Origin of the sequence: Komarekiella delphini-convector SJRDD-AB1, from assembly GCF_014831675.1 — a bacterium.
Classification (GTDB): domain Bacteria; phylum Cyanobacteriota; class Cyanobacteriia; order Cyanobacteriales; family Nostocaceae; genus Komarekiella.
Map to the genome: position 1 here is coordinate 63,077 of NZ_VJXY01000019.1, position 22,160 is coordinate 85,236.

The following is a 22,160-nucleotide window of genomic DNA, read 5'->3' on the forward strand; positions in this document are numbered from 1 at the left end:
ATACCTCATTTTCCCATCTCTTGCGATCGCTCTGTGGCTGCTTTGACTGCTTCAATTAAAGCTGAGCGAAATCCTGCCTGTTCTAGCTTGACAATACCCGCAATAGTTGTACCACCGGGACTGGTAACACGATCTTTAAGTTCTGCTGGGTGCATTTTGGTTTCTTGCAATAGCCTTGCTGTTCCCAATACAGTTTGCAAGGCTAGTTGATTGGCAACTGTTCTAGGTAAACCTGCGGCTACTCCGCCATCGGCGAGTGCTTCTATCAACAATGCCACATAAGCCGGGCCACTACCAGATAGTCCTGTTACCGCATCCATTAAAGTTTCTGAAACTTCCACAACTTCGCCGACAGCTGAAAAAACTTGCTGTGCTATTTGGTGGTGCTTGATGTTGGTGTAAGCACCGAAACAAACGGCGGTAATTCCTGCGCCTATGGTTGCTGGAGTATTGGGCATTGCTCTAATCACTGGCAATTGCTCAAACGCAGCTTCTAGCTGACTTAAGGGCACACCCGCTAAGATCGAAATAATTAGGGGTGAGTGTTCTATAGTGATTATATCTGCTAATTCTTGGGCGATCGCACTGAAGATTTGCGGTTTCACTGCCAAAAAAACAACTTCTTTTGCTTGTGTGAAAACTAAGCGATTATCTGCCGTTACAGCAACATCATATTGCTGCTTTAAAAAATCCTGGCGCGAGGGTTGCGGTTCGCTGACTATGACTTCTGATGGTTGATAAATTCCACGCGCAGTAAGGCGGGACAACAGCGATTCTCCCATTACCCCACCACCAATTAAACCAAATTTAATAGTCATTGTTTAACAGTCAAGAGTCTAAAGTCAAAAGTCCAGAGTCAAAAGTTTTTGATTCTTGACTCTGGACTCTTGACTCTGGACTAATTTAATTTTATTGTGCCATCCGGTTAGATTCGTTGCCCCAAGTTTGATTGGGACTTGCGGGACGAGAGGGGCGTACTGGTGGTTGTGGTACTTCATGAAGAACTCCACCTTGGGTGCTAACTTGCACACAGCTTGGCGTAAACAAAAAGATGCTCTCACCGATGCGCTCTTGATGTCCATCTAATGCGTAAGTACCACCTGCTACAAAATCTACTGCCCGCTGGGCTTGATCCGGATCCATAATTGTCAGATTTAATACTACTGACTTGCGTTCTCGCAACGCTTGAATTGCTTGGGGCATTTCTTCAAAAGTGCGCGGTTCAAGTACTAAAACTTCTGAAATCCCGTTAATTGCTCCTGGCATACCAATAACATTCCCCATTGGCTTTGTTGAACCTGCTGCTATCTCATCACCCATTGTAGGCACTGGTTCGCGCCAGCGTCGATTTTGAGCTGTGCTTTCTTGTGGTGCTGGCTGGGGATTCTCTTGCTGATACAGATTTTGGTAGCTATCTGTATCTGCTTCTTCTTCGTAATACTCGTATTCTACCTGTTCATTTAGACCCACAAAGTCTCGAAGTTTAGAAAAAATATTGTTCATTGTGTACTCTCCTGGTGCAGAAATCCTTCATTTTTATGGCTGTAAATTAATTGAGCCAGCTACGATCGCTACATGGGTGGATCTATTCAGCAATTCTACTGCTGTTTGTAGCTTCTATTACATCTTATAGTGATGAACAGGCACTCATGAGAAGTCTGTTCAATTTGGGACGGAATAATGAGTAAAGATTATATCCTAAGGATTGCCCCAAAGAAAGTTCTTTTCACCTCATTTTTCCTTGGTGATTGCTCTTGTCAATACTATAGCCTTTGTCTCCTATTGCACCAGTCTGATAAAAAAATTTTGTCCATCAAATCTTTACTATTGATACTCAACCAAAAGAGAAATGTCCAGTATTTAGGGACGAATCGCTAAATAAGATAGTTTTTAATCGTACTATCGTTACACCTGTTAGCACTTAATGCTCTACCGAAAGGTGGATGTACAATATACCTAGCGGCGATCGCCAAATAAAATGGTTCCTAATCGTACCATCGTTGCACCTGCTTGCACTGCTAATTGATAATCACCTGACATACCCATCGACAAGTGCTGCATATTAATGTGAGACCAGCTTTGTTCCTGGATTTCCTTGGCCAAATCACGATTTCGAGTAAACACATTCAGAATTTGGGCATCATCCAACCCTAAAGGCGGAATTGTCATCAAACCCTGAATTTGTAAAGTTTTGCATTGATTTAGTGCGGATAAGTCAGCTAGCAGTTCTGGCACACTCCAACCCGACTTGTTGGGATCAGGAAGAATTTTCACTTGCAGACAGACTTGAGGACTAACTCCTAGCTGTTGCGCCAATTGGTTTAAGCGCTGTGCTAGCTTCAAATTATCTACGGAGTGAATCCAGTGAAAATGTTCAAGGGCTTTTTTGGCTTTATTGCTTTGCAAATGTCCAATAAAGTGCCAGGTAATATCCGATAAGTCGTGTAACTCGGCTTGTTTGCTGGCAGCTTCTTGGATACGACTTTCGCCAAAATCACGAATTCCGGCAGCATACGCAGACCGAATAGCCTCAGCAGAAACTTGCTTGCTAACAGCAATCAACCTGACTGAAGGTGGAAGTGAGGAGCGAATGGTAGCTATACGTTCGATTAGCGAACTACTCATTGGAATGTGCGTTGGAAAACACTCTGAAGCTGATCGTACTCCTGAGATTGCCCAGTGCGCCGCAGAGTACGTAAGCGATTTTCCAGCATCATTCTAGCCTCGGTACGTCCTATAGGCTGAAATTTAATCCCTTTAACGTCATTAACGTCATTTGCTACCAAGAAAAATAAACGTTGGGCATAAAGTGTAGTGAAAAGATCCTGGTTCTCATCAACCATACAGATCCTATAGAGCAGACCCCAAGTTGGATGATTTATGTAAGTTTCTGAGTTCTCTGGATTCATTTAATAGTCAAGGTAGGAGTATATATATCTTTTCGCAGTCAATTACAAACATTCAGACGATAATACCTTCCTTTCGCCAGAATATTTGCTTAAAATGCGAAACTGCGGTGATGAAGACCTTGATCTAGTTGCTAATTGGCAGATAAAGCTAGTGGTAGCAAGGGAAAGTGGTACAAAACAGGCGGGTACTTGAAGCGCCTTTAGAGAGTCCAGAAGAGTCTAAAACCTACGGCTGGGGTGAAAATCTCTACCCAATCTGTTGACTCTGGATTGTTGACTTTTGACTTCACGGAGCGGAGTAAGTCTTGAAAGTTTAGGGTGGCAGAGAAAACGCCCTATGATACCAAAAACAAAAGCCAATCTACTTCTCTCCATAGTGCCACAATTGTCGCTTTATGGCGCAAAATTGCTAACGGTAAATTTGTGAAGCGATTTGCTTTAGTTACCCAGCGTTTAGCTATTTGCTTGACGGATTTATGTTGTTGAACAAGGGTGTACACAAAACACTAACAGCGATCCCCGCCCCTAAGTCCTAATTGTTAGCTCTTTTAAGGTGGTAAAAAATCCTAAAAATTTCTTGAATTTTGGGCTTTTCATTTTCGTGTCTATGTGCATTGGTGAACCCAGAGGGTGGTTTAAAAGTCAATTTTTTAACCACTAAAACACGTTCGCGTTGGCGTAGCCTCTGTCTACGACACGCTACGCGAACGTAGAGAAGCGTCTCGCAGAGAAGACACCAAGATAAATACATTATCAAACCTCGGTTCCGATAATCAGCCGTACTCCCCAAAATAAGATTAAAGTTGCAATGGCAAGCCAGTCCCACGCTCTTAATTTTAAGTCTTGCCACTGCACTCGATGTTCGTTGGGACTGGTAAAACCGCGCACCATCATTGCATTAGCCATTTGCTCAGCTCGTAAGAGCAGATTTTCTAAAAGTCTTTCTGCGATTGTTATCCAAACCTTGACTGCTCCTTTTAATCCCAGCTTTTTCCAATTAATTGCCCTTGTCATCACAGAGCGAAATAAATTCTGTACTTCTTCTAAAACTAGGGGAATAAACCGCAAGGACAAAGTTAAAGTTAAAGTAATTTCCGTGACAGGCAACTTTAGTTTTCGCAGGGGTTGCATTAAGCTTTCCATGCCAGATGTGATTTCTTCTGGTGCGGTTGTTAGTAAGTACAAGTTAGTGCTGTAAATCACAGTAAACAAAATCGTACTCAGTCGCACCGCCAAATCCAAAGAGTGACGAGTTACTTTGACTGGGCCTTTGTGAAATAGCACGTAGCTGTATTCTTTTTGATTAGCTGCTAACTCTTTGGCAACATTGGAAGTGTTAGAAGTTGATGGCTGAGTTAAGATTTGTTCGTTAGCTGGTAGGCGTGGCTGATGGTTTACACCCAGTCCATCAGGACTAATAGCTGCGATCGCTAAGACAAAAAACGACAGCATCAATAGCCAACCCATTTGCTGTCGCCATACTCGTCGGGGAATCCTGGCGACTAAGGTGGCGATAATCAACAGTGCCACTAGCAGTACACGCCAAAAAATATTAGCAAAACTGTAGCTTGTTAAAAAGCTCATCAACCAGGCAAATTTGACTCGCGGATCGATTTTATGTAGCCAAGTTTGTGGTTGTTCTAAGTAAAGTCCAAGTGGCAGCGATCGCAGTAAATCCATTTTTTAGTCATTAATCATTGGTCATTAGTCATAAGGACAAAGAGAGAAGTCTGAGCGGAGGCTTCCTCCGATCAGAACTTCGGAAACAAATGACAAACGATTATTACACGCGTGTAGCACGATTAACACTACCACTTTCGACATCACGGACTTTTTTACTCCGCCAGAGTAGACGAATGGGAGTGCCTTTAAATCCTAATTGTTGGCGGAATTGTCGTTCGATGTAGCGACGGTAGTTATCGTTAAAGCGTTTTGCCTCATTGACAAATAAGGCGATCGTTGGTGGTTGGGCGCTGACTTGTGTACCATAATAAATCTTGCCCTGACGCCCACCGCGTGATGCTGGCGGCGAATGCCAACTAACGGCGTCTGTTAAGACTTCGTTAATCACTGATGTGCTGACACGGCGCTTGTGTGACTCAGCCGCCTGATTTACTAACTCTAAAATCTTGTCTACTCGTTGTCCTTTCAAGGCACTCACAAAAATAGTTTCTGCCCATTCGGTAAAATGTAACCGTTCTTGCAGAGTTTTTTCATAATCGTAGATGGTGTAAGAGTCTTTTTCGACAGCATCCCACTTATTCACAACGATGATGCAAGCTCGACCTTCTTCAATAATCCGTCCAGCTAATTTTTGGTCTTGCTCGGTAACTCCGTCTAGGGCATCTAGTACTAATAAGACCACATCGGCGCGGCGAATTGCTTTAAAGGCACGGTTAATGCTGAAGAATTCCGGGCCGTATTCCACATTTTTCTTTTTGCGAATACCTGCTGTGTCAATCAAACGGTAGGTTTGCTCACCACGTTCAACCACGGTATCAATTGCATCACGAGTTGTCCCGGAAATCGGGCTGACGATTGCCCTCGCTTCTCCAACAAAAGCATTTAGCAAACTAGATTTACCCACATTTGGGCGTCCGACAATTGCGACTTTAATCTCATTAGTTTCCGGTACTTCGCCGACGGGAGGAATGTGATTAATTAACTCATCTAATAACTCACCTGTACCGCTGCCATGAATTGCAGAGACAGGGAAAGGTTCACCCAATCCCAATTCCCAAAATTCAGATGCTTGCATTAAGCCTTGTTCTGGGGATTCACATTTATTTACAGCCAGTAGGACAGGTACGGGTTGTTGGCGCAACCATTCAGCAATTTCCTCATCAGCTGGTGAGGGCCCAGTTTGACCATCAACAACAAAAATCGCAGCACTTGCTTCTGTGAGCGCCGTCATTGCCTGTTGACGAATCAGCGGTAAAAATTCGGTATCATCGTTAAAGACTAAGCCGCCAGTGTCTACCACCAAAAATTCGCGATCGCGCCAGTAAGCCGGCATGTAAGTGCGATCGCGTGTCACACCCGGTTCATCGTGGACAATCGCCGTTTGTTCCCCGGCGAAACGATTAACCAGGGTGGATTTGCCCACATTCGGGCGTCCGATAATAGCAACAATTGGCAGTCCCATAAAACCAGGGTGATAGAGAGACATAATATATCACGTCTCTACATTTTAGCCACTTTAAGTCTTTATTTAATTTTCCGACCACTAAGAGAATTGCCGGTCAAATTTAAACAAACCATAATACAGACAATCTAGTTCAGCACAGCATAATTAACTAGACAGCTAGAAACAAACAAAAAGTTATTTTATGAGCCTTACAGCCTTCTGTGTTACCGTTCTGAACTGCGCCTTCCGCACAAGACAGTTCTCTCTAACTCTTGCCTTCTTGCACTAGTAGTCACGTCGATGGAGATTTTGCTTTGAGAAGTCGTAAGTGGCGCAAAAAAGCTAGAAGATCAGCTTTGCGATTTTTGGTATTGTGCTTAATGTTGGGAATTTGTGCGTTATCTTACGCCAAATACATTGAACCGAATTGGATTGAGATTAATTCTTTACAACTGACTTTGCCACATCTCTCATCAGAATTTAACGGCTATCGCATTGTCCAAATCAGCGATGTTCACCGAGATAAGTGGATGACTCAAGAACGGTTCAAAAAAATTATTAGCTTAGTCAACCAACAAAAACCTGACTTAGTGGCGATTACAGGAGATTTAGTAACGCATTTTTCACCCTCGGTCGTCCCCACTCTTAAGTTTGTCTTGGATAAATTCACTGCCAAAGATCAGACTGTGGCAGTATTGGGCAATCATGATTACCTCAACAACTCAAAGGCAATTATCCAAGCAATAGAAGAAAGCGGTATAACCTGTCTTGATAATGCCATTTACACACTACACCGGGGCAGTGCAATGCTTCATATCGCTGGGGTAGATGATATCTGGCTTGGTAAACCTCGTTTAGATTTAGTACTGAAGCAATTACCTCATGAGGGTGCAGCAATTTTATTAGCACACGAACCAGACTTTGCTGATATTAGTGCTGCGACAGGACGGTTTGACTTGCAGCTATCAGGACATTCCCACGGTGGACAAGTGCATCTACCTTTGCTCACAACAATGGTTCTACCTAGATTTGGTAGAAAGTATTACTCTGGACGTTATCAAGTAGGAGATATGATCCAATACACTAACCGAGGTGTAGGGATGACTGACATGCATTTACGATTTGCAGCTCGTCCTGAGATTACCGTGTTTAACTTGGTTGCACCTAATAAACGTTAAACACATTGTCGAGAGGCGTAAGCAGTATTCTCAATTAGTAACTTCGCCCGCCTGGAACTTCGAGTTCCAGGCTAATAGCTGAAGTCCACTATTAAGTGGACTGAAATTAAATGTCTATCCCAGGGTTGAGTCGTCTTTAGACGACTTGAACCGTTAACTGTAGGTTTCTAACCTGTGGCGGGTGATGGGTTGAAATACAAGATTATGAACTGACGCATTTGAATAATTGCAGAACGTTCGCCTTGCACATAATTTTGCCTGAGAATTCATTATCAGGCTCATAATATAAATCAGCTTAAGCTGACTAAGTTTTAATTATTTACTGGGTTTTGTCCCATCATCTTCATGATTATGCTGTTCCAAAGACAAAATTGTAGTCCCATTTAAATGATGAGCCTTTTGGTTTTTCACATACATAATGGCTTGCTCAAGTTGCTTGCTTCCTAGTGAAAAAACACCATATCCGCGTTGCCAACCAAATGTATCTTGTGAAGGCGAGAGATGATTGAGATAATGAGCGCTGCTACCTTTTATATTTTTGATGAAATCCGAGATAGAAATTCTTGGTGGAATAGAAACTACTAAATGAATATGCTTTTCTCTGCCGCCAATTGCATGAATCATGTTACCAAGTGCATCGGATTTACCAATTATGTAACCATAAAGTTTAGCTTCTAAATTCGGTGTGATTAGCGGCTGACGATCTTTTGTTGCCCAAATGAGATGATAGTAAAGTCGCCACAGAGCCATAAAAGTATTTTTTTAGGAATTTTATTTATTTAGTATTCCCACAGTTATTAAAAATTTTCCATTCGGTTTGCTCTAAAATCTTACACTAGTTCCAACAACCGCCTGAGCATGAATTTTCAGGCTAATAGTCAAAGTCTTCTAAAGAAGACTGCAAAAGCATTTTAGTCTACCTGATTAGCTGGAACTAACACAATTATGCAGTTTGTTCTGGTTCTGTGGTTAACTTCTGTCCAATTTTTGGCTCTGTACCTGCAAATAGCCGTTCAATGTTAGTGCGATGGCGCAAAATTACATACAACCCACCAGCAATACCAAACAGAATATAAGGCAACGGTTGATGCGTAACTAGCATGAAAATTGGAACTGCGATCGCACCCATAATCGAACTCAATGATACAATCCGCGATATCGCTGCACAAACGGCAAAAACACCCGCTGTTGCTAAACCTACCTGCCAATTCATTGCCAACAAAATTCCTAAGCTGATAGCAACAGATTTACCACCAGTAAAGCCCAAAAAAATTGATTTACTGTGTCCGAGAATGGCGGCTAACCCAGTTAAAGTTACTATCCACGGTTGCCACAGTTTTGCATCTACCGTTGGGGGGATCAAATTTTGATTTGCGGCAAAGTTGAACAACCAGTAAACTAAGGCGATCGCTAATACTCCCTTTAAGGAATCAAGAACTAAAACAAATGCTCCAGGCCCTTTCCCTAAAGTTCTGAGCACATTAGTTGCTCCAGTAGAACCTGAACCAACTTCTCGAATATCAATACCTTTTAACTGCTTCACAGCAATGTACCCAGTGGGAAAAGAACCCAATAGGTAAGCTATAACCACAATTGCCACACATCCGGTTAACCAAATAGCCATAATTAATTCAAAATTCAAAATTCAAAAAAGTCAAAAGTCCAGAGTCTTAGCTGTGGACTGATGACTAATGACTAATGACTAATTAAAAGTCATCATCATAGTTTCTCACTGTTTTGGGGTCAGGAGCAAAGGCTAACCAGAGAGGAAATTGCAGCAACGACAGACTAATTTGCTCCTCTGAATCATCAATGATAATCAAGGGGAGTTGATTTGCTTTTACCAATCGGTCTGCTTTTTGAGCGGCGGCTTCCGGTGCTTCAAATAATACCAATCCTCGGTCTGGGCCAAAATCTGGGCGACCAATTCCCAAACAGTCTTGCAAGCCGCGCCGCCATTCACCCAAACGTTCCGGTGTATTTGCTAATACTAACGTGCGGACGCGATCGCCATACAGCTTGTGTAATATCGAAATTGCTGCTGAGGCAATCAGGATATTCTGCAAGCGGCTACCCATTGTTCGTAAAGCACCCCGTCCCCCTTGGCTAAAAAACCAGTTAGAGACTCGTTCAGCGTGGACTGGTTCAAAGGTACGGCGCAGTTGCCATGCAGGGCCGTAGTAATCTGGTTTAGTACGATATTGATCAATTAAGCGACGAATTTGCTTAGTAGTGTCTTGAAACTGCTGTTGGGCAAACTGTGGTGTACCAGGCTGGGATTCAACTGGTTTAGCTTCTCTAACAATTGGTTTTTCTCGTTCTGTTACAGCAGGCACTAACTGCAACTGCTCTGCTGCGGCTGCCAAATCCTGTAAGCTACCCGTGAGATAGTCTTTAAAACCCTGCACCCTAATTGCCAAATCTTGGGATGCTCCTGCAAAAGTGGTTCGCATCTCGTTGCGGATACGGTCTTGACGGCGTTCCAACTGTTCTACAGAAATTTGTAGTGCTTGTTTGCGCTGTTCTAACTGTGCTAACGATTCTTGCACAAGCCGTCCTAGTGCAGTTTGAGTTTCACCGATTTGTGTCTGAAGTGTTTTATAGGATGCTTGCAGTATGGCTATTTCTTCTTTGAGAGTTGCTTCAGTACGTTGCAACTCTATCAGTCGTTGCTCTGTTTGTGCGTATAGTAAATTATCTTGTGATTCTGATGCTATTTCTGACTCCAGCGCGGTAGTTTCTGCTTCTAAGTGCGCCACAAGTTCGTCAGTTGAGTCTTCTTTGAGCTCAGTTGTAGATTCTGTAACTTCTGCATTGGAGATGGGCTGCTCAAAAGTTGCGTCATTTTGATTCTCAACTGATAAACTCAGGGTTTCTGTTTCCACCACTGACTCAACAGGTAGATTTTCTGGATGTTCAATAGCATTGCTCTGTTCTTGTTTTTCTGGCAACCATTCATCAATTGGTTCTGGGGCTTGAGATTCCTCTGGGTTCATAAACAATAGTGTAATTCCTATGACGCGAATAAATAGCTTTCAGAAATATTACAAGACTCTTGAGTCATGAGTGCTGAGTGGTTCCAATCTAGTCTCAGCACTCAGCACTAAATACGTGGACAACGTTGTTCCAGACAAGTTTTTAGAGCATTGGGGTCAAATAAAATCGGCAAAAAGTGAATGCTTTTAATTTCTTTAAAATAAAACAGGATGGGGACTCCATTCCAGAAGATACGCCAGTTTTGCCATTCTTGATAGGGAAAGCGCCGAATTAATTTTTCGCCTCTGTAAATATCTAAGTCGGTGGTGGTAAATTGCAAACGCAGTGTTAAAGCCTGAAACATGAGAAACAAACCAAACAGTGCTAAAGCCAAGCCTACCAAAGGTTGTACTACCAACAGTGGAATAGCGGTGAGTACCAACACTACAGGTATATTGTAACTAGGCTTAAGTTCCACGGTTGATGTGGAGTTAGGAGCAAATGAACTGGTCACAGTCTTAAATCCTGACTTTATTAGTAAACATTTCTCCTATTCTAGAATTTCGAGGGTTAGGAGGCGCGAAGGTAGGGATTAGCATGATTTATTAGTGTCGCGCAGCCACTAAAATTCTGGTAGAAATGCACTGCCAGCTCCTTGAAACATTAACCAAGAAAGAAAGAAGTTGCTAATAAATATAATTAGCAAGGCGGTAACAACAGCCGTTGTGGTTGATTGTCCCACTCCTTTGGCTCCCCCTGTTGTCGTCAAGCCCCAGCTACAACCAATTACGGCAATTAAAATGCCGAAGCAACACGCTTTAATTATGGCGCTCAAAATATCCCAGGTGTCGAGAAAGTTACGGGCTGAGTCTAGAAATACTGTTTCGGAGAGGTTATAGATATTCGTCGCAATTATTAATCCTCCTAACATCCCTGTCACCAAAGACAGGAGAGTTAAAACTGGCAGCATTAAGCAGCAAGCCAGAACGCGGGGGATAACTAGGTAATCAATGGGGTCGGTTTTTAACATCAACATGGCATCGATTTGTTCTGTTACCCGCATTGTGCCGATTTCTGCTGCAAAAGCGGAACCGACTCGTCCCGCCAAAATTACTGCTGTCAGCACGGGCGTCAATTCTCGTGTTAATGCTACCGATAGCACACCACCAACGATATTTCCAGCGCCAAAGTTGATAAATTCCCGTGCTACCTGAATAGTAAACACTGCCCCGACAAAAATAGCTGTTAAGAGGGCAATAAACAGAGAATCTGGCCCAACTGCTGCCATTTGATCTAAAGTATTGCGCCTGTGGATTTTGCCTCTTAGGAGGTGAACTAGTACTTGTCCACCTAAAAAAATTGCCGCCAGCAACCGCTGACTCCATTCTCCTAAACTGGATTTGGATGTAGTCTCGCTCAATGTTCTATAGCTAACTCGGAACTGCCTTAAGAATAGCGAAAGTCGTTGAGAATAGGGAATAGGGCATTGGAAATAGGGGATTGAGGAGCAGGGGGGAAAATAAAAGAATTTCTTCCTAGTCCCTAATCCCCATTCCTCTGCCCCTCTGGTTACTGAGCGCAGTCGAAGTATGCTCCTCTGCCCTCTACCTCATTTCAGGATGAAACATTAACTTAGTTTAAAGCTTCTCTCAGAAAATTCAGCTATTTTCAAGCGTGCTTTGACGCAATAAATAGTAACTACCTCTAGCTCTAACCTTGATTTTTCAAGGATTTTGTAGATTTTGGGTCTTTATGATGTCCCCTCCATCTGGTGTCACAGCTTGCTATTTATTTTAATGAAAACTTAAGATTTTTGACAGTTTGTTTGCTCTGAAGCGATCGCACGTATTGTAGAAAATGACATAAAGCTATCCAGCTATTGTCATCTTTACTCACGGAGGTTGTCTTGGATGACCATTTTTACTAATTTTCTCCGCTCCCTGCTACTAACGATCATTTTCAGTTTTGTTGCTCCCATGTTCCTAGTTGGGGCTGTATTACTGCTTTTATCGCTGATGGGTTACTTTCCTGGTCTAGAAGAATTGACTGAGGCGATCGCAACTCAAATATTACATTTTCTCGCTACCTTTGGCAGTGGAACTTCCCTACGGGGACTATTTGTGATTAGTTTGACTTGTAGTTTCGTGGGAGCACTGTTTGATATGTATGCTTATTATCGCTGTCAAATTTTACGCATAGATTCCTAAGTATCAAAATCAGTTTTGTGAGGTACTCATAGACTGCACAATAGATTAAAAAGTAATATTCCAGAAAGTGTAAGTGTTACTAGTTTTAACCTAGTTAAGGATTGATACTGTCGAATAAATTTGTATTAATTAAATTGAGTGCCGAATTAATTAAATACTTTTTAACTATAAATCATTAGTTATTAGTTACTAATGACTAAGGAATTTACTTCAAGCTGATACATTTATTAAACTGTAATAGCCAAAGCCAGGTGTGTTAAACTATAGCGCTGGACAATAAGCTCTAGCGGAGCATTTTGTTCTGGCTAACATCTTCTATGACTAAATTGACATTTACTAAGATAGCAAAACATAAAAATTTCATTAAAATGCTGATTGGTCTAATGCCTGCTCATGTTTCTTAACAAAGCAAAGGAGGTAGTCTGACCGCTGGGCATTTTATATTGAGTTTATTACGAGGTATTTTAACACTCATGGTTTGGCCGTTTAAGCCCAAGTTTCGTAAACAAATTGCGCGGATTGAAATTACTGGTGCGATCGCCAGTGCTACTCGCAAACGCGTGTTAGAAGCCCTAAAAACTGTAGAGGAAAAAAAATTTCCAGCATTACTGCTACGCATCGATAGTCCTGGCGGTACAGTGGGAGATTCCCAAGAAATCTACAGCGCCCTTAAGCGTTTGCGCGAAAAAATCAAAATTGTTGCCAGCTTTGGCAATATTTCGGCTTCTGGAGGCGTCTACATAGGTATGGGAGCCGAACACATCATAGCTAACCCCGGTACGATTACAGGTAGTATTGGTGTGATTCTGCGTGGAAATAACTTAGAACGCTTGCTAGAAAAAATCGGTGTTTCTTTCAAGGTGATTAAGTCTGGCCCTTACAAAGACATTTTAGCTTTCGACCGGGAACTGACTGCACCAGAAGAAAATATCCTACAAGAGCTGATTGATATAAGTTATCAGCAGTTTGTCCAAACTGTAGCCGAGGCGCGTTCTTTAGGAGTGGAAACTGTTAAAAGTTTCGCCGATGGTCGGATTTTCACTGGACAGCAAGCCTTAGAGTTGGGTGTTATAGACCGTCTGGGAACAGAAGAAGATGCCCGTCGCTGGACAGCAGAATTAGTGGGTCTTGACCCTGAAAAAACCCTCTGCTACACCCTAGAAGAACGAAAACCCTTGTTGAGTCGAGTTTTACCTGGAAGTCGTCAGATTTCATCAGGAATTGGAGCAGGTATTGATTGGCTGGAATTTGAAATGTCTACCAGCGGTTTACCCCTGTGGTTGTATAGACCATAAATGTTTGTTTGTCATTAGTCATTTGTCCTTTGACTAATGACTAATACTAGATATAAGGAGGATTTTGGCGTGGAGTGGCAAATGCGGGCTATTCGTGGAGCAACAACTGTTTCAGAAAATACCGATGAAGCAATCCGAGAGGTGGTGACAGAACTACTAGATGAACTAGAAAACCGGAATCAACTTCAACCAACGGAGATTGTTAGTGTTACTTTCTCAGTAACACGCGATTTGGATGCTATTTTTCCAGCTGCGATCGCTAGAACACGTCCTGGCTGGGATAATGTGGCAATGTTGGATGTGCAGCAAATGCATGTTGAAGGCAGCTTAGAGTTCTGCATCCGGTTGTTAGTCCACGCCTATTTGCCAGCCTCCGCTCCAATTCACCATATCTATTTGCGTAACGCTGCTAGCTTGCGTCCCGACTGGAGTTTACCCCAGACTTTACAATCATCACAGCCAGCAGTTAGGTCAAAAGTGTAATGTTACTTAATTAAGCTTTCTCTTGGATACTAGTGTCGCTAGTCAGCTTCTAGAGCAGTCTTTTTCACTCTTGAGTTCTGAAACCACTATCAAGTTATTCGTTGTATTCGGTTGAAGTTCTCTGGGATGTTCTGTTTGGATGAATTCGTCAAATAGTTTGAAAAACTTCTCCAAGGCAGTGTGTTCATCTTGGGAGAAAAATAGAATAATCTGATCCCAAGTCTGATTGGAAGTCAGATTGAATTTCTGCTGAGTCCAAGTTTGAAATTTTGAAAATTGCTGTTCTTGTGATATTTGAGGGATTCCTATCTGGCGACGGGCAAAGCAGTAACCTGCCAGAAAGGTGCGGAGGTTGGATATAGAAGCTCGTCCCAAATACATAGCAGGACGTTTACGTATATTGTGGATTAGGTCATACAAATCAACCATCTATCTCTCTAGCTGAAAATTCGGTTTCGGTGAAACCCAACCTAGGCATCGCTTTATGCAACATCAACTTTATTCTTGATGATGATGAAATCGAATTCCTAAAAAGATGTCGTAAACAAACTCAAAAAAGTCTTTTCTTTGTAGCAATCCTGAAGTTTGATAACAGCCTTTTTCATCTAAAAGTGGCTTCATCAGATAATAGGTAGGTTGATAATTATACCAGGGAACAGAAGGCCATAGATGATGAACTAGGTGGTAGTTCTGTCCTAAAATCAGGATATTCAGAATTGGGTGGGGATAGACACGAGCATTTTTCCAGCGATCGCGCTCCCCAAAGGGACGATGAGGTAAATAATCAAAAAATAGCCCCAGTGTTATCCCCACTATAAATGTTGGTATGAACCAAAAATTGAGAATGTAACCCAAAAAGTGGTACTGAACTGAGATATAAAAAATTAAAACCACAATCAAGCGGCTAATGAACCATTCGAGTAGCTCATATTTACGCCACAGTTGCCTTTGAAAGAAAAATACCTCGTGATACAAAAACCTGACTGCAATCAGCCATAATGGGCCACCCGTAGAGACATAATGATCTGGATCGTCTTTAGGATGGTTGACATGGGCATGATGCTGTAAATGCACTCGCGTAAACACCGGAAAGGCAAAAGCTAACATCAACGCACTGCCATGCCCTAACATCGCGTTGATCACTCGGTTGCGATGGGCAGATTGGTGACAAGCGTCGTGAATTACCGTCCCACTACAATGCAAGGCAAGAGTATTAACGCCAAAGCACAGCCAGTGTGGCCACTGCCAAAGCCAGTAACCAAAGTTAGATAACACCAGCATCGCTACGGCTGCTAAAAACAGCAGCAGCGTTGGATTAAAATCACCGGGAGGCGCTAAAAATTCCTTGGGCGGGATAGTCAGTGGCTTTTTTGCCTCCGACGTGAGCATTCTTGACTCCTTTTTTTATCAAAGCATTACGAATATACGATAAAGACTAGGGAATAATAAAGTTTTGTATAGCAATATTTATCTCTGGTTTGCATAATCAGCAGATGAATAACGTTATGATTCCAGACGAGACCTAAGTCTTTGCTGATGAGTAGGATATGACCAGTGCCAAAGAGTTAATGGGAGAAACCTCCCTTTACGAAGATTTATTTACAATATCCAGTCTACCTCACAGCCGCCAAGGAAGAGGAGGAGACAAGAAAAGAGGACAAAAGTAATTGTTCTATTTTCTTACTCCACTCCCACTTTGCCACTCCCCTCTCTAACTGTTTAAATCATTGATATAGCTGTGACTGAAAAGGAGATGCCACTTAAAGTTACGATGACTTCCTAGATAGCTCCCTAACTTCAGCCCCTATGCAATATAATATGCAATTAAAAGATTCTCTACGCAGGACAAAAATTGTCGCTACTATTGGCCCCGCCACCAGCAGTTCAGAAATGCTCAAGGCGATCATCGAAGCGGGAGCAACGACACTGCGGCTAAACTTTTCCCACGGAACTCATGCTGACCATCAACGTAATATTCGTTTAATTCGGCAAACCGCTTTTGAACTGAATCAGCCAGTAGCTATTCTCCAAGACTTGCAAGGGCCAAAAATTCGCTTGGGGAAGTTTGAAAACGGGTATATAGTAGTAGCAAAAGGCGATCGCTTCACCTTGACCAATCGCCCGATTATCGGCACGCAGGAAATTAGCTGCGTTACCTACGATTATTTAGCCGAAGAAGTACCAGTTGGCGCGAAAATTCTCCTCGATGATGGACGAGTAGAAATGTTGGTAGAAGAAATTAACCGCGACAAAGGTGATTTGCATTGTCGTATTACCGTGCCCGGTAAACTTTCTAACAACAAAGGTGTAAACTTCCCCGGAGTTTACTTATCGATTAAGGCAATGACCGACAAAGACCGCGAAGATCTAATGTTTGGTCTAGACCAGGGTGTAGATTGGGTAGCACTGTCTTTTGTCCGTAATCCGCTGGATATGATAGAAATTAAAGAGCTAATTTCTAGCACAGGCAAACAAGTACCAGTGATTGCCAAAATTGAAAAGCACGAAGCCATTGAACAAATGGAAGCAGTTCTGGCTTTGTGTGATGGTGTGATGGTTGCCAGAGGTGACTTGGGCGTGGAACTGCCAGCCGAGGATGTCCCCGTATTGCAAAAGCGACTGATTGCCACTGCAAATCGCTTAGGGATTCCGATCATCACAGCTACCCAAATGTTAGACAGTATGGTAAGCAACCCGCGTCCTACTCGCGCTGAAGTGTCGGATGTGGCAAATGCGATTTTAGATGGCACAGATGCGGTGATGCTCTCTAATGAAACCGCTGTCGGTAGCTATCCGGTAGAAGCGGTAGCAACGATGGCACGTATTGCCGAGCGTATGGAGCAGGAGGAATCCCAAAACTCAAAATTACGTTCTTTAAAAGATACTAGGCGTTCCATTCCTAATGCTATTAGTCAAGCTGTAGGTCAAATTGCCGAGCAACTGGGCGCAGCCGCAATTATGACCCTCACGCAAACAGGCGCAACAGCTCGCAACGTTTCCAAGTTCCGTCCGCAGACACCGATTTTGGCCGTGACACCACATGTGAATGTGGCACGGCAGCTACAGATGGTGTGGGGGGTGAAACCCTTGTTAGTACTAGGACTACCTTCCACAGGTCAGACGTTTCAAGCTGCTATCAACGTCGCTCAGGAAAATCAGTTATTGTCTGAGGGTGATTTAGTGGTAATGACTGCCGGCACACTGCAAGGAATTTCTGGTTCAACAGATTTGATTAAGGTTGAAGTGGTGACGGCGGTACTAGGTCACGGAATTGGTCTGGGGCAAGGTTCGGTGAGTGGTCGCGCACGGGTGGCTCAAACTAGCATGGATGTGAGTAATTTTAATCCCGGAGATATTTTGGTTGCCTCTCGCACCAGTGCCGATTTTGTAGAGGTGATTCGTAAAGCTGCCGGGATTATTACCGAAGATGAGAGCCTCACAAGTCACGCAGCAGTGATTGGTTTGCGTCTCGGTGTGCCAGTGATTGTTGGTGTGAAACAGGCGACGCAAGTAATTCGAGATGGAGCAATTCTGACGCTGGATTTGCAACGGGGTTTAGTTTACTCTGGAGCGGTGGGAACGCCTTAAGGCTGGGGACTGGGGATTGGGCACTGGGGACTAGGTGAATAAATAATCAATACCCAATAGCTGATCCCCCATCCCTTTCATTAGAGAGTTGTGAGTGTTACGCCAAGCCATCCAGCAAAATTCTGCTGCTGCGTGGAGTTAGGATGCTCAACAGGTTTTACCTGATACCGAGTGGGACTTGGTGGAGCTAGGGTAATGGAGTAGGTACGCAGTTCATCTTGGTGGAAAACTACGATTTTGATGGTATCGCCTGGTTGATAATCTTTGAGGCGATCGCTTAAGCTACTCACTGTCACCTTCATCCCATTAATTGCTAGCAGTTCATCACCTGTGTCAATTCCCCCTAATTGTGCAGGGGAACTCGTCTCGACAAACTTAATTATCTCTCGCCCATTCTCGGCATTTGTTTTCACACCCAAGTAAGGTTCTTCCTCGTGTTCAGCTACTAACTGCAAGCCAAACGGTTCTAGATAATGATTGAAGGGCAAATCGTCAATGCCATGAATGTAGCGTTTAAAGAAATCAGTCAAATCGATTCCCGCTACCGATTCTATAACTTCCTGCAACTGTTCGGGGGTATAGCCAATTTCAGCTTGTCCAAATTGCTGCCACATTTTTTGCATAACATCGTCAAGGGAACGCTGATTGTTATGAGTAGAGCGAATAAGTAAATCCAGCAACAGCGATACCATTTCTCCTTTCAAATAGTAGGAAATCTGGGAATTACCGCTATTAGCATCTGGGCGATAGAGTTTAATCCAAGCATCAAAACTCGACTCAGCAACGGGTTGTACCTTGCGCCCTGGTGTAGTTTCATATCTAGTAATTTCCTTACCCAGATTATTCAAATACGACTTCACATCATAAATTCCTGCCCGCAAAGGAATTAACAAGTCGTAGTAACTAGTAGTTCCCTCACAAAACCATAAAGATGGTGTGTAGTTTTCCTGGTCGTAATCAAAAACTTCTAGTGCTTTTGGGCGAATTCGCTTGACATTCCACAAGTGAAAGAACTCGTGCGCCACTAATTGGAGAAAGCGATCATACTTATCCTGAGCACGAAACCCAAAACGCTGGTAAATTAAGGAACAGGAGTTTTTATGCTCCAAACCGCCAAAAGCTTGGCTAAATAAATGTAGGAGAAATACGTATCGTTCATAGGGCAAACCGCCAAACATCTGCGCTTCTGCTTGGATAATTTTCTGGATATCAGCAATCATCCGCTGGGCATGAAAGTTACCCTGTCCCCAGATTCCAAGTTCGTGGGGTTTTCCCAACACTTCAAATTTATATAACTGATGGCGACCAATCTCAAACGGACTATCGACAAGAGTGTCAAAATCACCAGCCAGGAAAGTATTCGCTTCCTGCTCTACTGGTGGTAAAGGAGTAGTTATTTGCCATTCTGGGTGCGGTGGCACGATAGTAACGTGAATGGGTTGTTTCTCCCAACCAGGTATCCTAAAAAATAGTGCCGCACCGTTGAAATAAGCATGAGTGGTATCCAAATGATTTGTCCGTACCGATAACTCATTCGCAAAAATACGGTAACGTACAGTTAATTCTAAAACATCAATTTTCTCTACCTGCCAGTGATTCTTACTGATCTTCCGCCAAGGTAAAGGCTCATTCCCTCTAAAAGCTGTAAATTCCTGTAAGTTCTTGGCGTATTCTCGGACTAAATAGGAGCCGGGTGTCCATACTGGCAATTTTAAATCAAGAATTGGTGAGGAGTAATTCCCAAGGTTTAAAGTCACCTCAAACAGATGAGTTTCTGGTGAGGGCATTGCTACTTGGTAATGAATCGTCGGCTCAGTTTGCTGGATGTGGGTGTTAAAACGAGGTGCTGTGGCTTCAGTCATCTTGGGTGTTGAGTTCTGAGTTATTAGTTAATAGTCATTAGTCAACAGTCATTAGTCAATAGTCAAAAACTGTGGACTGTTGACGTAACATTCAATACTTAGCACTCAATACTCAGGACGGGCTAAACCGTTAGCGCAGCCTCTCGTAGAAAAATTAGACTTTCCCAGCCAAATTCATCAACTGTTTGAAATTTACAAGATAAATAATGTTGTTGGCATTGTCAATTTTGATCCACCCTTTTTCGTTGAGCTTTTCCATGATTTTCGTAGTTTCTTCAATACCGATTTCTGTAACCTCTGCTAAATCTTTGAAGGGAATGTTAAAAATTTCTCTTCCTAAATTTGATTCTTGACCATAGCTTTCGCTTAAAGTGACTAGGGTATGGGCAAGTTTGACCGCTGGTGGTGAAGACCGCATTTGCAAGCGCAGGTTAATTTGCCGCAATCGCCGCACCATTAATTGCAGCATCCGGTGATGTAACTGTGGGTCTTTAAACAATATTTGAATAAAGCGCTCTCTGGAAATACTCAGCAAATTTACAGGTGAAAGGGCAATAACATCAGTTGAACGGGGAGATTCATCTAAAATTGCCATTTCGCCAAAAAAATCGCCCCGACCAAAAATTGCCAGAGCTACTGAATCTTCCCCGGAGGTGCGCCGGACTTTGACCCAACCAGAAACCACTAAGTAAACGGCGTTACCCCAGGCATCTTCCATTACAACGGCTCGCCCAGCCGGATATTCATGTTCAATTGCAACATTGAGTAGCCATTCCAACGTCTGTGGATTGGCTGTACTCATTAAGGGGAAAAGTTCACTAAAAACCTCAGTCTGCATGAAATATTAGCAAGAAATGGATTCAAGAGCGGAAAACTAATTTTGCTACTATAAGTTTGTTTAAACCGTAATCTTATGCAGAATACGGGCGCAAAATTTGCACATATTTGATCTGAACCTCTAAGGTCAGTCGCTCTAGGGTTCCATTACAAAATAACAACTATGTATAGGATCGAAATCAGCGGTTTCACTGACAGAGCTATGATTTGCTGATTGTTATTGAGTCGTTATCTAGTGAGAGTATTTTGATTTGTTGGTCTAAATTTTCTACTAGTTGATTGAGTGCAACTAAAGCTTCTAATTGCTGAAAGTCAAGGCTAGGATTCAAGAGAAGCCGTTCTTGTAGTTCATGCAACTTGAAACTTAGTTGCTGAGCAATTCCCAAAGCATCGCGGCCTAGACGCGTCAATTGTTGTTGTTGATAAAACTTTAATGCTGCTCCCCGCAATACTTGTAGTGTAGCCTCTTCGCCATAAATTCCCGGCATGATTCGCAAACGTAATAACAGGCGGTTTTGTTGATACACGCATTCTTTTTCTACTTGCTTTGGTTCTGCAATCGTAGTGACAGGTAGGGAAGCAAACCGCTTTAATTCATTGAGTACTCCTTGGAAAACAGAGAGTGGCAGCTTATCTAAAACAGACTGCAAAACTCCATTGTCACTCCACAGTATTTTGCCTTCGTAAGGTTGTCTTTCTAAATACAGCCGACCAATTCCGCCAGCTAAAATGCGTCCTAGTAATTCTTCTAGTAATTTCTTGGGTGGTAGTGTTGGAAGTACTGCAATAGGACTAAATAAATCGGGAACTTGTGCTGGTAAAATAGGTAAATTATCTGGCAGTGCTGTCTCAAAAGTATTCTTCTCTTGCTCACTATTGCCAGGAGTCAAGAAGTTGGTAATTTTAGACAAGTTATTTAGGTCTGAGATTGAAGAGGCTGGGATTGGGGGTAAATCTACCCGTTGCCAAGAATGTTTAGAATTTTGTGTCTGAGGCATCATCAATATTGGTGGCTGATGTGATTCAGAATCCTTATTTTTAGAGGAAATAGGTTTGTCAGTATTTGTAGCTGCGCTATTTTTTAAGGAAAATTCTGCTGGCTTGGCTGGCACGGATGTGTTTTTGTGGTTGAGGTAGGCTGATAGTATTGTGCGGTGAGTGTCAGATGCGATCGCCTTAGCTACCATTGAGCAATTGATATAAGACAAAATGCGCCCAACATAATCTAATGCCTCACTGTCTTGTGGATGAACCATGCCCAGCAAGAGGCTATTGTCTTTTAATGCAAAGGGCAAAATTTGGTGGTATAGGCAAGCTTCAAATGACAAGAGACTATCAATTAGCTGGAATATTTGCTGGCGATCGCTAAGTAACTCTCTTGAAGTATCGCCTCCTTGTTCCCACTTAGTTTGAGTGGTGGTTAGTACTTGCTTCATAGTTGCTGCGGTATGAGTTGGTTTGCCCTCTGAAGACAACATAAGTATGATTACTTGGTGTTTGCTCTTATACTATATATCTTGCCTTTAATTTAGTAGGCTGTTAATAAAGATACTTTGTTGAGTTGTTAAAAATTAAACTATTTTCATTCCTGATGGGGATGAATACACAAGCCTATCCGTATCAAAAATCTGAATACTGATAAGTATGAGCTACAGGATACACTTCCTATCACCTCGTTGTATTTTATTTAAACGAGTA

21 protein-coding genes and 1 pseudogene are annotated in these 22,160 nt (G+C 42.6%); 6 read left to right on the forward strand and 16 right to left on the reverse strand.

Going from position 1 to position 22,160, the window contains the following annotated elements:
• Window positions 1-5: 5 nt before the first annotated feature.
• The 4 genes from proC to pipX form a co-directional block, all read right to left on the reverse strand.
• Window positions 6-818 carry a pyrroline-5-carboxylate reductase gene (gene proC / locus FNW02_RS18130; RefSeq protein ID WP_191758909.1) on the reverse strand — a complete coding sequence of 271 codons (813 nt, stop codon included), beginning with the start codon at window positions 816-818 and terminating at the stop codon, window positions 6-8.
• A 91-nt stretch (window positions 819-909) separates the two neighbouring features.
• Window positions 910-1,503, reverse strand: coding sequence for a cell division protein SepF (locus tag FNW02_RS18135; protein ID WP_162398614.1), 594 nt, complete (start codon window positions 1,501-1,503; stop codon window positions 910-912).
• A gap of 453 nt (window positions 1,504-1,956) precedes the next feature.
• Entirely contained in the window at window positions 1,957-2,625 is a 669-nt protein-coding gene (locus tag FNW02_RS18140) for a YggS family pyridoxal phosphate-dependent enzyme (protein WP_191758910.1), read from the reverse strand.
• Complete coding sequence (gene pipX, locus FNW02_RS18145; protein WP_191758911.1) at window positions 2,622-2,909, reverse strand: transcriptional coactivator PipX; 288 nt, start codon at window positions 2,907-2,909, stop codon at window positions 2,622-2,624. The genes FNW02_RS18140 and pipX overlap by 4 nt, the downstream gene beginning before the upstream one ends.
• A gap of 318 nt (window positions 2,910-3,227) precedes the next feature.
• Here pipX and FNW02_RS38760 point away from each other — a divergent pair, with 318 nt between their 5' ends.
• Entirely contained in the window at window positions 3,228-3,395 is a 168-nt protein-coding gene (locus FNW02_RS38760; protein ID WP_225225740.1) for a hypothetical protein, read from the forward strand.
• Window positions 3,396-3,662: 267 nt separating this feature from the next.
• On the opposite strand, the gene FNW02_RS18155 is transcribed toward FNW02_RS38760, so the two are convergent.
• Both FNW02_RS18155 and der read right to left on the reverse strand, forming a co-directional pair.
• The gene (locus tag FNW02_RS18155; RefSeq protein ID WP_191758913.1) at window positions 3,663-4,589 is read right to left on the reverse strand and encodes an energy-coupling factor transporter transmembrane component T family protein; all 927 of its coding nucleotides are present in this window, start codon (window positions 4,587-4,589) and stop codon (window positions 3,663-3,665) included.
• A gap of 103 nt (window positions 4,590-4,692) precedes the next feature.
• Window positions 4,693-6,054: a ribosome biogenesis GTPase Der gene (der, locus tag FNW02_RS18160; protein ID WP_191758983.1), complete on the reverse strand. Its 1,362-nt coding sequence runs from the start codon at window positions 6,052-6,054 to the stop codon at window positions 4,693-4,695.
• A 296-nt stretch (window positions 6,055-6,350) separates the two neighbouring features.
• On the opposite strand from der, the gene FNW02_RS18165 reads away from it, so the two are divergent.
• Window positions 6,351-7,214: a metallophosphoesterase gene (locus tag FNW02_RS18165; RefSeq protein ID WP_225225741.1), complete on the forward strand. Its 864-nt coding sequence runs from the start codon at window positions 6,351-6,353 to the stop codon at window positions 7,212-7,214.
• 315 nt (window positions 7,215-7,529) lie between these two features.
• Here FNW02_RS18165 and tnpA read toward each other — a convergent pair whose 3' ends face one another.
• The 5 genes from tnpA to FNW02_RS18190 form a co-directional block, all read right to left on the reverse strand.
• Window positions 7,530-7,964 (reverse strand): IS200/IS605 family transposase, encoded by a 435-nt coding sequence (gene tnpA / locus FNW02_RS18170; RefSeq protein ID WP_191758914.1) that lies wholly within the window; start codon window positions 7,962-7,964, stop codon window positions 7,530-7,532.
• 193 nt (window positions 7,965-8,157) lie between these two features.
• Window positions 8,158-8,838, reverse strand: a complete 681-nt coding sequence (gene plsY / locus FNW02_RS18175) for a glycerol-3-phosphate 1-O-acyltransferase PlsY (protein WP_191758915.1) — start codon at window positions 8,836-8,838, stop codon at window positions 8,158-8,160.
• A gap of 82 nt (window positions 8,839-8,920) precedes the next feature.
• Window positions 8,921-10,210 (reverse strand): DUF3086 domain-containing protein, encoded by a 1,290-nt coding sequence (locus FNW02_RS18180; RefSeq protein ID WP_191758916.1) that lies wholly within the window; start codon window positions 10,208-10,210, stop codon window positions 8,921-8,923.
• A 107-nt stretch (window positions 10,211-10,317) separates the two neighbouring features.
• Window positions 10,318-10,704, reverse strand: coding sequence for a DUF3119 family protein (locus tag FNW02_RS18185; RefSeq protein ID WP_191758917.1), 387 nt, complete (start codon window positions 10,702-10,704; stop codon window positions 10,318-10,320).
• Between the two features lie 108 nt (window positions 10,705-10,812).
• Window positions 10,813-11,610 carry an MlaE family lipid ABC transporter permease subunit gene (locus tag FNW02_RS18190; RefSeq protein WP_191758918.1) on the reverse strand — a complete coding sequence of 266 codons (798 nt, stop codon included), beginning with the start codon at window positions 11,608-11,610 and terminating at the stop codon, window positions 10,813-10,815.
• A 490-nt stretch (window positions 11,611-12,100) separates the two neighbouring features.
• Between FNW02_RS18190 and FNW02_RS18195 the strand changes: the two genes are divergently transcribed.
• The 3 genes from FNW02_RS18195 (at window position 12,101) to aroH (ending at window position 14,175) form a co-directional block, all read left to right on the forward strand.
• Complete coding sequence (locus tag FNW02_RS18195) at window positions 12,101-12,397, forward strand: hypothetical protein (protein WP_191758919.1); 297 nt, start codon at window positions 12,101-12,103, stop codon at window positions 12,395-12,397.
• Window positions 12,398-12,870: 473 nt separating this feature from the next.
• Complete coding sequence (gene sppA / locus FNW02_RS18200; protein WP_191758920.1) at window positions 12,871-13,692, forward strand: signal peptide peptidase SppA; 822 nt, start codon at window positions 12,871-12,873, stop codon at window positions 13,690-13,692.
• Window positions 13,693-13,761: 69 nt separating this feature from the next.
• A complete protein-coding gene (gene aroH, locus FNW02_RS18205) occupies window positions 13,762-14,175 on the forward strand; it encodes a chorismate mutase (protein WP_191758985.1) in 414 nt (137 codons plus the stop codon).
• A gap of 42 nt (window positions 14,176-14,217) precedes the next feature.
• Here the strand turns inward: aroH and FNW02_RS18210 are convergent, their stop codons facing one another.
• Window positions 14,218-14,604 (reverse strand): hypothetical protein, encoded by a 387-nt coding sequence (locus tag FNW02_RS18210; protein ID WP_191758921.1) that lies wholly within the window; start codon window positions 14,602-14,604, stop codon window positions 14,218-14,220.
• 69 nt (window positions 14,605-14,673) lie between these two features.
• Entirely contained in the window at window positions 14,674-15,564 is an 891-nt protein-coding gene (crtR, locus tag FNW02_RS18215; RefSeq protein WP_191758922.1) for a beta-carotene hydroxylase, read from the reverse strand.
• A 429-nt stretch (window positions 15,565-15,993) separates the two neighbouring features.
• Here crtR and pyk point away from each other — a divergent pair, with 429 nt between their 5' ends.
• Entirely contained in the window at window positions 15,994-17,763 is a 1,770-nt protein-coding gene (gene pyk, locus FNW02_RS18220; protein WP_191758923.1) for a pyruvate kinase, read from the forward strand.
• A gap of 80 nt (window positions 17,764-17,843) precedes the next feature.
• Here pyk and FNW02_RS18225 read toward each other — a convergent pair whose 3' ends face one another.
• The 3 genes and pseudogenes from FNW02_RS18225 to FNW02_RS40155 form a co-directional block, all read right to left on the reverse strand.
• Window positions 17,844-19,625, reverse strand: coding sequence for a M61 family metallopeptidase (locus FNW02_RS18225; RefSeq protein ID WP_191758924.1), 1,782 nt, complete (start codon window positions 19,623-19,625; stop codon window positions 17,844-17,846).
• A 154-nt stretch (window positions 19,626-19,779) separates the two neighbouring features.
• Window positions 19,780-20,463 carry a Crp/Fnr family transcriptional regulator gene (locus FNW02_RS18230; protein ID WP_191758925.1) on the reverse strand — a complete coding sequence of 228 codons (684 nt, stop codon included), beginning with the start codon at window positions 20,461-20,463 and terminating at the stop codon, window positions 19,780-19,782.
• Window positions 20,464-21,709: 1,246 nt separating this feature from the next.
• Window positions 21,710-21,940 (reverse strand): annotated as a pseudogene (locus FNW02_RS40155) (hypothetical protein); the annotation flags it as partial.
• Window positions 21,941-22,160 lie beyond the last annotated feature (220 nt).

Coding starts and splice junctions, on each gene's coding strand:
- proC (WP_191758909.1), bottom strand. CDS start 818: ATGACTATTAAATTTGGTTTAATTGGTGGTGGGGTAATGGGAGAATCG.
- FNW02_RS18135 (WP_162398614.1), bottom strand. CDS start 1,503: ATGAACAATATTTTTTCTAAACTTCGAGACTTTGTGGGTCTAAATGAA.
- FNW02_RS18140 (WP_191758910.1), bottom strand. CDS start 2,625: ATGAGTAGTTCGCTAATCGAACGTATAGCTACCATTCGCTCCTCACTT.
- pipX (WP_191758911.1), bottom strand. CDS start 2,909: ATGAATCCAGAGAACTCAGAAACTTACATAAATCATCCAACTTGGGGT.
- FNW02_RS18155 (WP_191758913.1), bottom strand. CDS start 4,589: ATGGATTTACTGCGATCGCTGCCACTTGGACTTTACTTAGAACAACCA.
- der (WP_191758983.1), bottom strand. CDS start 6,054: ATGGGACTGCCAATTGTTGCTATTATCGGACGCCCGAATGTGGGCAAA.
- tnpA (WP_191758914.1), bottom strand. CDS start 7,964: ATGGCTCTGTGGCGACTTTACTATCATCTCATTTGGGCAACAAAAGAT.
- plsY (WP_191758915.1), bottom strand. CDS start 8,838: ATGGCTATTTGGTTAACCGGATGTGTGGCAATTGTGGTTATAGCTTAC.
- FNW02_RS18180 (WP_191758916.1), bottom strand. CDS start 10,210: ATGAACCCAGAGGAATCTCAAGCCCCAGAACCAATTGATGAATGGTTG.
- FNW02_RS18195 (WP_191758919.1), top strand. CDS start 12,101: ATGACCATTTTTACTAATTTTCTCCGCTCCCTGCTACTAACGATCATT.
- sppA (WP_191758920.1), top strand. CDS start 12,871: ATGGTTTGGCCGTTTAAGCCCAAGTTTCGTAAACAAATTGCGCGGATT.
- FNW02_RS18210 (WP_191758921.1), bottom strand. CDS start 14,604: ATGGTTGATTTGTATGACCTAATCCACAATATACGTAAACGTCCTGCT.
- crtR (WP_191758922.1), bottom strand. CDS start 15,564: ATGCTCACGTCGGAGGCAAAAAAGCCACTGACTATCCCGCCCAAGGAA.
- pyk (WP_191758923.1), top strand. CDS start 15,994: ATGCAATTAAAAGATTCTCTACGCAGGACAAAAATTGTCGCTACTATT.
- FNW02_RS18225 (WP_191758924.1), bottom strand. CDS start 19,625: ATGACTGAAGCCACAGCACCTCGTTTTAACACCCACATCCAGCAAACT.
- FNW02_RS18230 (WP_191758925.1), bottom strand. CDS start 20,463: ATGCAGACTGAGGTTTTTAGTGAACTTTTCCCCTTAATGAGTACAGCC.